This is a genomic window from Methylobacterium sp. 142-1Y, from assembly GCF_057747795.1.
Genome location: NZ_CM173224.1, coordinates 2837409 through 2850623, shown reverse-complemented (window position 1 = coordinate 2850623; position 13215 = coordinate 2837409). Strand labels below are relative to the sequence as shown.

Annotated in this window: 15 protein-coding genes; 7 read left to right on the top strand and 8 right to left on the bottom strand. The window is 68.7% G+C overall.

The genetic code is table 11. From position 1 onward, the window contains the following. Positions 1-58: 58 nt before the first annotated feature. The 3 genes from AC3AOF_RS12915 to acnA all read right to left on the bottom strand — a co-directional run bounded on the left by AC3AOF_RS12915 (position 59) and on the right by acnA (position 4698). Complete coding sequence (locus AC3AOF_RS12915; RefSeq protein ID WP_236990420.1) at positions 59-1261, bottom strand: glycosyltransferase; 1203 nt, start codon at positions 1259-1261, stop codon at positions 59-61. 286 nt (positions 1262-1547) lie between these two features. Continuing rightward, positions 1548-1853 carry a hypothetical protein gene (locus AC3AOF_RS12910; protein WP_236990421.1) on the bottom strand — a complete coding sequence of 102 codons (306 nt, stop codon included), beginning with the start codon at positions 1851-1853 and terminating at the stop codon, positions 1548-1550. A 145-nt stretch (positions 1854-1998) separates the two neighbouring features. Next, positions 1999-4698: an aconitate hydratase AcnA gene (gene acnA, locus AC3AOF_RS12905; RefSeq protein ID WP_488348737.1), complete on the bottom strand. Its 2700-nt coding sequence runs from the start codon at positions 4696-4698 to the stop codon at positions 1999-2001. 377 nt (positions 4699-5075) lie between these two features. On the opposite strand from acnA, the gene ccmA reads away from it, so the two are divergent. Continuing rightward, on the top strand, positions 5076-5723 hold the full coding sequence (ccmA, locus tag AC3AOF_RS12900) for a heme ABC exporter ATP-binding protein CcmA (RefSeq protein ID WP_488348736.1): 648 nt from the start codon (positions 5076-5078) through the stop codon (positions 5721-5723). Then, positions 5723-6391 (top strand): heme exporter protein CcmB, encoded by a 669-nt coding sequence (ccmB, locus tag AC3AOF_RS12895; RefSeq protein ID WP_488348735.1) that lies wholly within the window; start codon positions 5723-5725, stop codon positions 6389-6391. The genes ccmA and ccmB overlap by 1 nt, the downstream gene beginning before the upstream one ends. Positions 6392-6394: 3 nt before the next feature. On the opposite strand, the gene AC3AOF_RS12890 is transcribed toward ccmB, so the two are convergent. The 4 genes from AC3AOF_RS12890 to AC3AOF_RS12875 form a co-directional block, all read right to left on the bottom strand. Beyond that, on the bottom strand, positions 6395-6583 hold the full coding sequence (locus tag AC3AOF_RS12890; protein WP_246775632.1) for a BrnA antitoxin family protein: 189 nt from the start codon (positions 6581-6583) through the stop codon (positions 6395-6397). Positions 6584-6701: 118 nt separating this feature from the next. Beyond that, a complete protein-coding gene (locus AC3AOF_RS12885) occupies positions 6702-6977 on the bottom strand; it encodes a BrnT family toxin (RefSeq protein WP_488348734.1) in 276 nt (91 codons plus the stop codon). Further along, positions 6958-7494, bottom strand: a complete 537-nt coding sequence (locus AC3AOF_RS12880; RefSeq protein ID WP_488348733.1) for a GNAT family N-acetyltransferase — start codon at positions 7492-7494, stop codon at positions 6958-6960. Before AC3AOF_RS12880 ends, AC3AOF_RS12885 begins: the two co-directional genes overlap by 20 nt. 173 nt (positions 7495-7667) lie before the next feature. Continuing rightward, positions 7668-7841 carry a DUF1328 domain-containing protein gene (locus tag AC3AOF_RS12875; protein WP_048450062.1) on the bottom strand — a complete coding sequence of 58 codons (174 nt, stop codon included), beginning with the start codon at positions 7839-7841 and terminating at the stop codon, positions 7668-7670. 135 nt (positions 7842-7976) lie between these two features. On the opposite strand from AC3AOF_RS12875, the gene AC3AOF_RS12870 reads away from it, so the two are divergent. From AC3AOF_RS12870 to AC3AOF_RS12860, 3 genes are read left to right on the top strand one after another with little or no spacing between them, the layout of a single operon-like run. Next, complete coding sequence (locus AC3AOF_RS12870) at positions 7977-8744, top strand: heme ABC transporter permease (RefSeq protein WP_488348985.1); 768 nt, start codon at positions 7977-7979, stop codon at positions 8742-8744. A gap of 2 nt (positions 8745-8746) precedes the next feature. Next, on the top strand, positions 8747-8929 hold the full coding sequence (gene ccmD, locus AC3AOF_RS12865; protein ID WP_442919284.1) for a heme exporter protein CcmD: 183 nt from the start codon (positions 8747-8749) through the stop codon (positions 8927-8929). Continuing rightward, positions 8926-9540, top strand: a complete 615-nt coding sequence (locus tag AC3AOF_RS12860) for a DsbE family thiol:disulfide interchange protein (protein WP_236990427.1) — start codon at positions 8926-8928, stop codon at positions 9538-9540. Before ccmD ends, AC3AOF_RS12860 begins: the two co-directional genes overlap by 4 nt. Positions 9541-9831: 291 nt before the next feature. On the opposite strand, the gene AC3AOF_RS12855 is transcribed toward AC3AOF_RS12860, so the two are convergent. Next, entirely contained in the window at positions 9832-10605 is a 774-nt protein-coding gene (locus AC3AOF_RS12855; RefSeq protein ID WP_236990428.1) for a GyrI-like domain-containing protein, read from the bottom strand. Positions 10606-10867: 262 nt separating this feature from the next. On the opposite strand from AC3AOF_RS12855, the gene dapF reads away from it, so the two are divergent. Both dapF and mtaB read left to right on the top strand, forming a co-directional pair. Further along, entirely contained in the window at positions 10868-11752 is an 885-nt protein-coding gene (dapF, locus tag AC3AOF_RS12850) for a diaminopimelate epimerase (protein WP_488348732.1), read from the top strand. After that, positions 11752-12984 carry a tRNA (N(6)-L-threonylcarbamoyladenosine(37)-C(2))-methylthiotransferase MtaB gene (mtaB, locus tag AC3AOF_RS12845; protein WP_488348731.1) on the top strand — a complete coding sequence of 411 codons (1233 nt, stop codon included), beginning with the start codon at positions 11752-11754 and terminating at the stop codon, positions 12982-12984. The genes dapF and mtaB overlap by 1 nt, the downstream gene beginning before the upstream one ends. Positions 12985-13215 lie beyond the last annotated feature (231 nt).

Sequence of the window (13215 nt, the reverse complement as noted above, 5' to 3'; positions counted from 1 at the left end):
TGGTTCGCCCCGCCGCGCCGGACATTCGTCTCGCGCAGACGTGAACCAGGGCCCGGACCTATCCGACGACCAGGCTGCAATGCGGCTCGATGACCGGGTTGGCGCGCGACCAATCGGTGGCGTTGCGGCCGGCATCCCAGGTAAAGTCGTACACCCCGAGATCGACGAAGCGCTGATGGATTCGCGCGTCGTATTTCTCGCTGACGGTGCGGGTGAGCCTCTGGATATCCCTGTTGCGCAGCCTCTGCGTATTTCCCGCTTCGTTATAATATTGGATGTAGCAGAATTTCCGCAGCAGGATCATGCGGGTATGGAGAAAGGTTCTCACGCATAGCTCGTAATCGTCGGCCGCGGCCAGATCCGGATTGTGCCCGCCGATGCTGTGATAGAAATCCTTGCGCCAGGCCCTGATGTGGTTCGGGGCCGAGACGATGTGCCGGATCGTCTTGGCATTGATCCTCGGCGCCTCGTGGACGATGTAATCCCGGCCGTTGTAGTTTTCGACCCGGTCCCGCCCGTAGAAGAAGGCCCAATCCGGGCCGTAGGTCGCGTTGCGCCCGTCCTCGAAGACCTCGGCCCAGTCCGTGTAGAGAAAACCGGCTTCGGGATGCTGGAGAAACGCCCCCACGACCGCATCCAGGCCGAACGAGGTCAATTCGTCGTCGTGGTCGAGTTCGAGGAGGATGTCGCCGCCGGCGAGCCGGCAGGCCGTCTGCTTCACGTCTCCGATGCGGCCCGAGGGGCGGTGCGGGCGATAGACGCGAATCCGGTGGTCCTGTGCCGCCAGGGCGTTCAGTTCGGAGAACGTCGCGCCGTCATCGTCCGAATCGTCGACGATGATCCACTCCCAATCGACGTAGGTCTGGGACCGCAGCGAATGGAACGGGCGCAGGATCCGGTGGCCCGACCGATAGGCCGGCGTGAAGACGCTCACCAGCGGGCGTGAGCGGCGAAACGTCGTCGCGTTGTCCAGGAAACAGTAGAAGATCTGCCGCCCGACCTCGTCGGCATCGACAGGGCCCGCGAAATTGATCCAGCGTTTGCGCACCTCGTAGGGGGCGTGCATCAGATTCTGGAATTTCGCCTCCTCGCCGAAGGTCGCGATCACATGCGGCCTTTTCGCGATGAGGATGCGTTCGAGATCATGGTCGTCCGGATAGAACGAGCAGTTCAATTGCCGCGTTTCGACGTCGATATCGGGACCGGGACTTTTGATCTCGAATTCGCTGCGGCCGATGACGACGATTTCCGGAAGACTCACGACAGGCCTCGCGAAGGGTACAGGATAGGATCCGATGTCTGCGGGCGCAGGTAGCACGATCCAAGCCGGGCGCAGGCCTGCTCAATCCGAGTGTGATGCACGGATCGCCGGATTTCCATGCTGATCTTCCGGGACCGGCTCGGTACTTGTACGTCACCGGATGGGAGCGGCGGCCGCCGCGCAAGAATCCTCCCCCTCTGCGGTGGAGGGCTCGGCGTCGCGCCCGTCGCCCCCGCATCCAGGCAGCCTGCTGCGTCGTGTCCTGCGCCCAACGGCAGCGGACCCCCTACTCCTCCTCCGCCTCCTCAGGCTCCAGCGTCGCCTTGACGGTGTCGAGCACCCGCCGGGCGAGGTCGGAATCCGGGTCCTCGCGGGTCAGCGCATCCTCCAGCATGGCGAGGAAGCCGCCGAGCTGGTGGCGGTAATGGTCGGAATCGATCCCCCGCAGGATGCCGGCGACGAAGCGCACCGCCATCTGCAATGCCACCTGCTTGGCGGCGACGTCGGATTGCGCCTCAGAGAGACGGGCGATCATCTCGCCATGGCGGGCCGAGAGCGTCGTCAGGCCGTTGATCTTGTCGTCCGGGCTCATCGCAGGCTCTCCCGAGAACAGGAAGGGGGCCCTTCCCGTCGGAAAGGCCCCCGTCGTCGTGGCGGTGCCCGGGGAGCCTGTCACGGGCTCCCGGGTGTCCAAAAGCTCTCCCTCCGGCTGTCATCCGAGGGGAGAGGACCAATCCTTACGCCGCGAGCTGGCGCAGGACGTAAGGCAGGATGCCGCCGTTGCGGAAGTACTCGAGCTCGTCGAGCGTATCGATGCGGCAGGTCAGCGGGACCTCCTTCACCGAGCCATCGGCCGACGTGATCTTGGCGGTGAGCGTCTGGCGCGGCTTCAGCTCGCCGGCCAGGCCCTCGATCGTCACGGTCTCGTCGCCCTTGAGGCCGAGCGAGGCCCAGGAGGCGTCGCCCTGGAACACCAGCGGCACCACGCCCATGCCGACGAGGTTCGAGCGGTGGATGCGCTCGAAGCTCTCGGCGATCACGGCGCGGACGCCGAGCAGCTTGGTGCCCTTCGCCGCCCAGTCGCGCGAGGAGCCGGTGCCGTATTCCTTGCCGGCGAACACCACCAGCGGGGTGCCCTCCTGCTCGTAGCGCATCGCGGCGTCGTAGATGAACATCCGCTCGCCCGACGGCTGGTACAGGGTGTAGCCGCCCTCGACCACGGTGCCGGACTCGTCGCGCACCATCTGGTTCTTGATGCGGATGTTGGCGAAGGTGCCCCGCATCATGACTTCGTGGTTGCCGCGGCGGGTGCCGTACTGGTTGAAGTCCTGCACCCGGACCTGATGCTCCTGCAGGTAGTGACCCGCCGGAGACGCCGCCCGGATGTTGCCGGCCGGCGAGATGTGGTCGGTGGTGATCGAGTCGAGGAACAGGCCGAGGATGCGGGCATTGACCACGTCCTCCACGGGCTTGGGGGTCTTCTCCATGCCGACGAAGTAGGGTGGGTTCTGGACGTAGGTCGAGCCGCCGTTCCACGCGAAGGTCTCGGCCTCGGTGACCTCGACATTCTTCCAGTTCTGGTCACCGCCGAACACGTCGGCGTAGCGCGACTTGAACAGGGTCGAGGTGATGTTGGCCTCGATGAACTCCTGGACCTCGGCCGTCGAGGGCCAGATGTCCTTCAGGTAGACCGGCTTGCCGTCCGAGCCGGTGCCGAGGGGCTCGGTGGTGATGTCGATCTGCATCGAGCCGGCCAGCGCGTAGGCGACGACGAGCGGCGGCGAGGCGAGGTAGTTCGCCCGCACGTCGGGGTTCACCCGGCCCTCGAAGTTGCGGTTGCCCGAGAGCACCGCGGCGGCCACGACGTCGTTGTCGTTGATCGACTTCGAGATCGCCGCCGGCAGCGGGCCGGAATTGCCGATGCAGGTGGTGCAACCGAAGCCGACGAGGTTGAAGCCGAGCGCGTCGAGGCTCGATTGCAGGCCGGCCTTCTCCAGGTACTCGGCGACGACCTGCGAGCCGGGGGCGAGCGAGGTCTTCACCCAGGGCTTCGAGCGCAGGCCCTTGGCCACCGCGTTGCGGGCGAGCAGGCCTGCACCGATCATCACGCTCGGGTTCGAGGTGTTGGTGCAGCTCGTGATCGCGGCGATCACCACGTCGCCATGGCCGATGTCGAAGTTCGCGCCCTCGACCGGATAGCGCTTGGCGATGTCGGATGCCTTCTTGAACTCGGTCTCCATCGACTGGGCGAAGCCGGGCTTGGCGCCGTCGAGCAGCACCCGGTCCTGGGGACGCTTCGGGCCGGCGAGCGAGGGCTTCACGTCGCCCATGTCGAGGGCGAGCGTGTCGGTGAAGACCGGGTCCGGGGTGGTCGCGTCGCGCCACATCCCTTGCGCCTTGGCATAGGCCTCGACCAGCGCGATACGGTCGTCGGCGCGGCCGGTGACCTTGAGGAAGTCGATGGTCTTCTGGTCGACCGGGAAGAAGCCGCAGGTCGCGCCGTATTCCGGCGCCATGTTGGAGATCGTGGCGCGGTCGGCGACCGACATGTCGTCGAGGCCGGGGCCGTAGAACTCCACGAACTTGCCGACCACGCCCTTCTTGCGCAGCATCTGGGTGACGGTGAGCACGAGGTCGGTGGCGGTGGTACCCTCGGGCAGCTTGCCCGACAGCTTGAAGCCGACGACTTCGGGGATCAGCATCGACAGCGGCTGGCCGAGCATCGCGGCCTCGGCCTCGATGCCGCCGACGCCCCAGCCCAGCACCGCGAGGCCGTTGACCATCGTGGTGTGCGAATCGGTGCCGACGAGCGAATCCGGGTAGGCGACCTCATGGCCCTCGAAGGGCTTGGTCCACACCGTCTGCGACAGGTATTCGAGGTTGACCTGGTGGCAGATGCCGGTGCCCGGGGGCACGACGGAGAAATTGTCGAAGGCCGACTGGCCCCACTTGAGGAAGGTGTAGCGCTCGCCGTTGCGCTCGTATTCGAGCGCGACGTTGTCGGCCAGCGCCTTCGGGGTGCCGAACTCGTCGACGATGACCGAGTGGTCGATGACGAGATCGACCGGGACGAGCGGGTTGATCTTCTGCGGGTCGCCGCCGAGCGCCACCATGGCGTCGCGCATCGCCGCCAGATCGACCACCGCCGGCACGCCGGTGAAGTCCTGCATCAGCACGCGAGCGGGGCGGAAGGCGATCTCGACCTCGGTCTTGCCGCGGTTCTCGAGCCAGCCGACCACGGCCTCGATGTCGGCCTTCTTGACCGAGCGGTCGTCCTCGTAGCGCAGCAGGTTCTCGAGCAGCACCTTCATCGAGAAGGGCAGGCGGCTCGCATCCGGCAGGCCGTTCTTCTCGGCCTGGGGGATCGCGTAGATCGTGTAGGTCTTCTGCCCAGCCTGGAGGGTCTGGCGGGCCTTGAAGCTGTCGATGGATGCCACGGCGTGGTCCTCGCGAGGGGTTGTCGAACACGGCACAGGCAGGGCCTGCGCCACACGTAAGTGTTCGGCCGGATGCGCTGCGGGGTCGGTCCTGCTCGACGCAAGGAACGCGCCCGTCTGCCGCCCGCCCTCGCCTTGCCGGCCGAGAATCGAACGGTGCGCGCGCCGCCCCGGGGGTGCCCGGACTGGGATGCGCGAAGGACGGTTTGGACGCCTCTGAAGGTCGCGCGGCGCAGCCGGGGATGCGTATAGAACACTTCGAAACTGGCCGCTACGGGTCTGTCGGCCGCGCAATCGGTCATTCTCGCCGGGGCAGGCATCGCGTAAACGCGGAAACCGCCCTCCCCGCTTCACCCCCTCGCTGGAGCCCCCTGCCCTTGCGCCTCATCGCCGAGGACCTCGCCTGCCGGCGCTCCGGCCGCCGCATCTTTGCCGGGCTCTCCTTCACCCTGGGGGCCGGCGAGGCGCTGACCGTCACCGGCCGCAACGGGGCCGGCAAATCGTCGCTGCTCGCCATCCTCGCCGGGCGGCTGCGGCCCGAGGCCGGACGGCTCAGGGCCGAGGAGGTCGGGGAGCGCACCATTCCCGAATGCCTCCACGTCGTCGGCCACCGCGACGGGCTCAAAGGCGCACTCACCGCCGAGGAGAACCTCGCCTTCGCCCGCGCCCTTCTGGGCGACGCCGATCTCAGGCCTCGCGATGCGCTCGCCCGGCTCGGCCTCGCCCATGCCGCGGGGCTGCCGGTGGGCTACCTCTCGGCCGGCCAGAGGCGGCGGGTGGCGCTCGCCCGGCTCCTCGTCTGCCGCCGGCCGCTCTGGCTCCTCGACGAACCCACCGCCGCCCTCGACGTCGCCTCGCAAGCCGCGCTCGCCGGGCTGATGCGCGCGCACCTGGCGCAGGGCGGCCTCGTCATCGCCGCCACCCACCAGGCGCTCGGTCTGGACAACGCCCGGGACCTGTCCGTGGAAGCCTTCCGCACCGGGCGCGCCGACATCGCCGCCGATCCTTTCGCGGAGGTGGTCTGATGGGTCGCGCCTTCCTGGCGGTGGTCGCCCGCGACCTGCGGCTCGCCGGCCGCATCGGCGGCTCGGGGGCCCTGTCCCTGGTGTTCTTCCTGATGATCGTCGCCCTGGTGCCGTTCGGCCTCGGGCCCGACCTGAACCTGCTCGCCCGGATCGGCCCCGGCATCCTGTGGATCGCCGCGGTGCTGGCGACGCTGATCGGCCTCGACCGGCTGTTCCAGGCCGACGAGGAGGACGGGTCCCTCGACCTCCTCACCGGCGCGCCAGCCCCGCTCGAACTGCTGGTGCTCGCCAAGGTCACGGCGCACTGGCTCACCACCGGCCTGCCGCTGGCGCTCGCCACGCCCTTGTTCGGGCTGTTGGTCGCCTTGAGTCCCACCGGCATGGCGGCGACCAGCCTGACGCTGCTGGTCGGCACCCCGGCGCTGACCTTCATCGGCGCCGTCGGCGCGGCCCTCACCGCCTCGATCCGCCGCGGCGGCCTGATCCTCGCCGTGGTGGTGCTGCCCCTGATGGTGCCGACCCTGATCTTCGGCGTCTCGGCGGCGGATGCGGCGCTGGCTGGGACCGTGCCGTTCGCGACGCCGCTGGCGATCCTGGGGGCGTTGAGCCTCGTCGCCGGGGTGGTCGGGACACTGGCGGCGGCGGCGGCGTTGCGGTGGGGGGAGTAGGGCTCAGGCGGCCTTCAGCTTCCGGGCCGCCTCGGCCAGAGCATCGTGCATGCGCGTCTGCCAGCCGGGACCCGTCGCCTTGAATGTCTCCAGAACGTCCGGATCGATCCGCAGCGAGATCGGTATACGCTTGGCGTCCGCCTTCGGCCGTCCAGCGCGGCTCGTGAACGCAGCGGCCATCTCGGGGGGCATGTTCCCGGTTCCCGGACGCGCGCGAGCCAACTCCTCGTCCGTCAGTGGTGGGTTGTCGGATACCTCATCCCAATCCTCCTGAGAGTACAAAGGGTTCGGGACGTATCCGGGCGCATGTTCAGTGGATGGCATAGAGAGCCCTCTCGCTTTTGTTGGCGGGACGGACGCTGACGATGTCGATCGCCTCCGATCCAAGTGGGGACACGATCGCGACGACAACGACTTCATCGTACCAAGAGCCGATCAGCTTGAACCGGGCTCGACCGGTCTTGCTCGGTTCAGCATCAAGGGTGACGAATCGCTCGAAGCTGAACGCCTCCTCGAAAGCCGCCAAGTCGAAGCCATGCTTCTTAAGGTTCGCCTGCCGTTTCGGTTCACCCCACATGAACCTCATGGCCCTCGACCTCAGGATATAAGTATATACAGAAATACCAGAATGGCAACGCGGCGCAACGATCCACCACGCGAAGCTCCGGCCGCAGCGACCCTATCGGACATTCCATGACGATCGTCCGTTCCTCGCCGTGATGGTGCTCCCGCACCGTCCGGAACCCGAGGCTGCCATAGAAGCCCACTGCGGCCAGAGACGATTGCAGAGTCAGCATCGGGATGCCTGCGGCCACGGCCGCCCGCTCGATCTCGGTCATCAGTGCTCGGCCGATGCCGCGTCCCTGCGCGTCCGGAGCCACGAAGATGGCGCGAACGATACCGCCATCGCGACTCGCCGTGCCGAGGATGCGGCCCCCTTCCACCACCACGAAGACCTGCCGCGTCGCGATCTGCGCTGCGATCCCGTCCGGTGATAAGCCCCGGGCGACGCGGGCGATGGTCGCCGGACCGTAATCGCGCGCATTGCTCTCGTGCAACGCAGAGAGGACGACGCGGCTTATTTCTGCCGCATCGTCCGTCATGCCCAAGCGTATCGCGCAGACCATCGCCACCCCTCCCCGGCGCCGCGCGCCGGGGAGGGCGACAGACAAGAACCTAAGCAGACTTGCGTTGGCAGGCCAACGCAAGTCTGCTTAGGTTCTTGTCTGTCGCAGATTTTTGGCGCCGAACCGGTAACCACTTCGGCGAAATCTGCTTAGAACACCGCCTGGCCCAGCAGCACCGCCGCGATCACGATCACCACCGCGATCACCAGGAACAGGCCGAACAGCAGCCGCGCGATGCCGCGCGCGCCCGACGCCACGTTGGTGAAGCCGAGCGCACCGGCCACCAGCGAGATCACGAAGAAGATGATCGCCCATTTCAACATGGCGGGAGCACTCCGGTCGCCGAAAAAAGTCGCGTGGGTAACCGCCACCGCCACGCTTCGTTCCGGGGTCCCCACAGCCCTCTGCGCCGTTCGTCCGCATTGCCCGAGCGGGCGCCCGCGCGCTACACCGGCGCCATGGCGATGGGTCTCCTCACCCGGCTGGCGCAGCCCGGCCACTTCATGCGCTGGTCTCGGGCTCTCCTGCCCTGGGTCGCCGGCCTCGCGGTCGTGCTGCTGGCCGTCGGCCAGTACCTGACCTGGTTCGTGGCCCCGCCCGACTACCAGCAGGGCGAGACGGTGCGGATCATGTACATCCACGTGCCGGCGGCCTGGATGGCGGTGTTCTTCTACGGCGCCATGGCGGTCTCGGCGCTCGGCACCCTGATCTGGCGCCATCCGCTCGCCGACGTGGCGCAGCGTGCCGCGGCGCCGATCGGCGCGGCCTTCACGCTGATCTGCCTCGTCACCGGCTCGCTCTGGGGCAAGCCGATGTGGGGCACCTACTGGGTCTGGGATGCGCGCCTGACCTCGATGCTGGTGCTGTTCCTGATCTATTGCGGGCTTCTCGCCCTGTGGCGCACGATCGAGGACCCGAACCGGGCCGCGCGGGCGGTCGCGATCCTGACGCTCGTCGGCGCCATCAACCTGCCGATCATCAAGTTCTCGGTGAACTGGTGGTCGACCCTGCACCAGCCGGCCTCGATCCTGCGGATGGGCGGGCCGACCATCTACGCCTCGATGCTCTATCCCCTGCTGGTGATGATCGCCGCCGCCTCGGTGCTCGGCATCGCGCTCCACCTCCAGGCGATGCGAACCGAGATCCTGCGCCGCCGCGTGCGCACGCTCACCATCCTCGAAGCCGAGCGGCTCGATGCCGCGCTGATGGCACCGCAGGCGGCCTGACCATGAACCTCGGCATGGACCTCGGACCGCACGCCGCCTTCATCCTCGGCGCCTACGGCTTCACCGCCCTGGTGGTGGCCGGCCTCGTCGCCCACGCGATCCTCGACCGGCGGGCGCAGGAGCGGGCGCTCGCCCGGCTCGCACAGGAGCCGCAGAGGCACGACGCACAGGGGAGCCGCCGGTGAGCGACGCCCCCGTGCAGCCGGTCCAAGAGGGCGCGATCGAGGAGGCCGAGGAGGCGCCGCGGCGCTCCCGGCTGCTGTTCCTGCTGCCGCTCCTGGCCTTCGCCGCGCTCGCCGGCATCTTCCTCGGCAAGCTGCTCACCACCGGTTACGACCCTTCGGCCGTGCCCTCGGCCCTGATCGGCCGCCAGGTTCCGGACTTCACCCTGCCGCCGGTCGCGGGGCTGACCCGGGACGGCGCCGCGGTGCCGGGCCTGACCGCCGCCGATCTCAAGGGCAAGGTGACGGTGCTGAACGTCTGGTCGTCGTGGTGCGCGCCCTGCCAGATCGAGCACCCGATGCTGGTCCGCCTCGCCCGCGACGGCGTGAACCTCGTCGGCATCGACTACAAGGACCAGCCCGAGAACGGCCGCCGCTACCTCGGCCGCCACGGCAATCCGTTCCGGGCCGTCGGCGCCGACGAGGCCGGCCGGGTCGGCATCGATCTCGGGGTCTACGGCGTGCCGGAGACCTTCGTGATCGGGCCGGACGGGCGGATCCGCGAGAAGCTGGTCGGGATCATCACGCCGGAGAACTACGACGCGTTCCTGGCGCGGGTGAGGGCGATGAAGTAGGAGCGCGCTCGCGCCCTTGAGCCGAGCCCGTGCAGGAAAACCAAGGACGCTGCGGCTCCTCGGATTTTCATGCGGTTTGCATGAAGCTTGTTGAAAGCCTCCCCGTCATTCCGGGGCCGCGTAGCGGAGCCCGGAATCCAGAACCGCGGATGGAAGAGAATCGAGCGGAATGCTGATCGCTCGTTCCTCGACGACCTGAGTGTCTGGATTCCGGGTTCCGCTTTCGCGGCCCCGGAATGACGAGGAGGGTGTGAACACGGTCGGGGCAATAAGCAGCCCCTCGCAGGCCGATCACTTCGGCAGTGCGTAGATATTGACCTCCAGCGCGTCGTCGGAAGGACTGGTGAGCGGGGTCAGGTATTCCTCGACAAAAGCGTCCTGGACCAGGATGCCCTTGGCATCGAGATAGGCCGTCACCGTCTCGTAGGTCTGGTCGATCCCCTCGTAGGGCCCCTTGTGGGTGAAGCGCAGGGCCTTGCCGCTCGGGGTCGAGCCGAAGCGCAGGTCGTCGGGCAGGCCGGCGGGACGCGGGTTCGGGGCGGCTTCCACCGGCACCATCACCTCGTACTGGAAGCCGTCGTCGTCGGTGCGGGTGAAGACCGAGAGCGGCTTTCCGGTCGCCTTGATGCCGGCCGCGGCCAAGGCCGCCTCGACCTTGGCGATCGCGTCCTTGAGGCTCGAGACCGCCTGGTCCCATTTCCCAGTGCCGGACAGGATCGCGGCGGGCTTGGCCGGCAGCGTCACCTCGTCCACGTCGGACGGATCGCCCGGGTTGGCGACGAGCGGCGCGCGTCCCGCCGTCGGCGGCACCGGGGTCGCGGGCGGCAGCGCCTTCTCGGGCGCGGGCGGGGTCGGTGCCTGGTTGGTCCCGGGGCCGGGGCCCGGCGCCGTGGTGGTCGGCAGCGGCGTCGATTGCGCCGGCGACGGCGTGGAGGCCGGGGGCGCGGCGGGCGAGGGAGCCGGCGCAGGAGCGGGCGCTGGGGCCGGCGCTTGAGCCAGTACCGAGGCCCCGCAGGCCAGGGAGGCCGCGAGGCCGATCGCGATCGTCGGGAGACGGGTCTTCATCACGGGCGCAGCCTTCCGGGCTTCAAGCGTGGGCCGGCATCGCCGGACGGATCGAACGCGTCAAGCGCAAAGCCGTTGCGGGCCAATCGCGGATGCGTGAGGAGGCGGGTCTCCTGCCGGCTCGCCAGCGAGCCGGTGTCGGCTCGCCAGCGGGCCGGTGTCGGCTCGCCAGCGGGCCGGTGTCGGCTCGCCTGTGCACCGGTTCTGGTCCATACCCTCCCGGCTCCCCATCTGAGCGGTGCCGTTCCGGAGTCTCCTGCCCGTGTCCCCCCTCGCCCATCGCCGCTTCCTGAAGATGAACGGGCTCGGCAACGAGATCGTGGTGCTGGACCTGCGCGGGAGCGACGTGCGGGTGCAGCCGGAGGAGGCCCGCGCCATCGCGGCCGATCCAGCCTCGCGCTTCGACCAGATGATGGTGCTGCACGACCCCGTGACCCCGGGCACCGACGCCTATGTGCGGATCTACAACACCGACGGCTCGGAGGCCGGCGCCTGCGGCAACGGCACCCGCTGCGTCGCCTGGGCGATGCTGGACGATTCCCTCATGGCCCGCCCGACGCTCGGCGAGAACCTGATGCTCGAAACCCGCCCCGGCCTTCTCGAGGTGGTGCGCGTGTCCCCGGTGGACTTCACCGTCGACATGGGGGCGCCGCGCCTGAAGTGGGACGAGATTCCGCTCGCCGAGCCGTTCCCGGATACCCGCCGCATCGAATTGCAGATCGGGCCGATCGACGATCCGGTGCTGCACTCGCCGGGCGCGGTCAGCATGGGCAACCCGCACGCGGTATTCTTCGTCGAGCGCGATCCCGATAGCTACGACCTCGCCCGGATCGGCCCGCTGCTCGAATGCCACCCGATCTTCCCGGACCGGGCCAACATCTCGCTGGCGCAGGTGATCGACCGCGGCCACATCCGCCTGCGGGTCTGGGAGCGCGGCGCCGGCCTCACGCGCGCCTGCGGCACCGCCGCCTGCGCCTCTCTCGTCGCGGCCGCGCGCCTGCGCCTGACCGATCGCGAGGCCACCGTGACCCTGCCGGGCGGCTCCTTACGCATCGCTTGGGGTCAGGACGACCACGTCCGCATGACCGGCCCGACCGAATTGGAGCACGAGGGCACCTTCGCCCCGGCCCTGTTCGGGGCGGCGTGATGTCCGTCGAGGTCCTGAGCTTCGGCTGCCGCCTCAACGCCGCCGAATCGGAGGCGATGCGCCGGCAGGCGGAAGCCGCGGGCCGCAGCGGCCTCCTCCTCGTCAATACCTGCGCGGTCACGGTCGAAGCCGGCCGGCAGGCCCGCAAGGCGATCCGTGCCGCGATTCGGGCGAATCCGGCGGCGCGGGTGGTGGTGACCGGCTGCGGCGCGCAGGTCGAGACCGAGGCCTATGCCGCCATGCCGGAAGTGGCCGAGATCCTCGGCAACCGCCGCAAGCTCGACGCAGGCATCTGGACCGATCCCTCGCCCGAGCGGGTGCGGATCGACGACGTGATGGCGCAGAGGCCCGATCCGCTCCCCGACGCGACGCCGATGCGGGCGCGCACCCGCGCCTTCCTGCCGGTGCAGAACGGCTGCGACCACCGCTGCACCTTCTGCGTCATCCCGTTCGGCCGCGGTAATTCGCGCTCGGTGCCGGCGGCGAGTGTCGTGGCTCAGGTCCGCTCCCTGGTGGAGGCCGGCACCCGCGAGGTCGTGCTGACCGGCGTCGACCTGACGGCCTACGGCCGCGACCTCGGCGAGTTCACCCTCGGCGCCCTGGTGCGGGCGATCCTGCGCGAGGTGCCGGAGCTCGATCGGCTCCGCCTGTCCTCGATCGATTCCGTCGAGGCCGATCCGGAGCTGGTGGCGGCCTTCGGCGAGGAAGCGCGGCTGATGCCGCATCTCCACCTCTCGCTCCAGGCCGGCGACGACCTGATCCTCAAGCGCATGAAGCGCCGCCACGGACGGGACGACGCGATCCGGTTCTGCGCCGAGATCCACGCTTTGCGCCCCGACGCGGTGTTCGGCGCCGATCTGATCGCGGGTTTTCCGACCGAGACCGAGGCGCAGTTCGCCCGCTCCCTCGCTCTCGTCGAGGAATGCGGCCTCGCCCAGCTCCACGTCTTTCCCTACTCGGCCCGCCCCGGCACGCCGGCGGCACGGATGCCTCAGGTCGCGCCCGCCGAGATCCGCGAGCGCGCCACCCGCCTGCGCGAGGCCGGCGCCACCGCCTTCGTCCGCCGCCTCGACCGCGAGGTCGGCGAGACCCGACGGATCCTGGCCGAGCGCGGCGGCATCGGGCGGACGGAAGGATTCTTGCCGGTGCGGCTGCCGGAGGGGATGGAGGCGGGAGCGCTCGTCGACCTGTCGATTGCCGGTCATGACGGGCGGATGCTCCACACGGCCTGATCCCGGCGGCGGCAAGGCAAGTCCAGAACGTAAAAGCGCGGGTTCTCTCCTCTCCCCGCGGGGCTACGGCCGTCACGGAAGTGATTAGAGCATTTCCCGACGAAGTGGATGCCGGGTCGTCGCAGAAAATGCGGCAAAATCAAAAACCTAGAGAGCTTCGCGATGGCAACGCGATCGTGAAGTGCTCTAGGTGTGAGTGATACGGAATCCGGAAGTCATCTTCCGGATTCC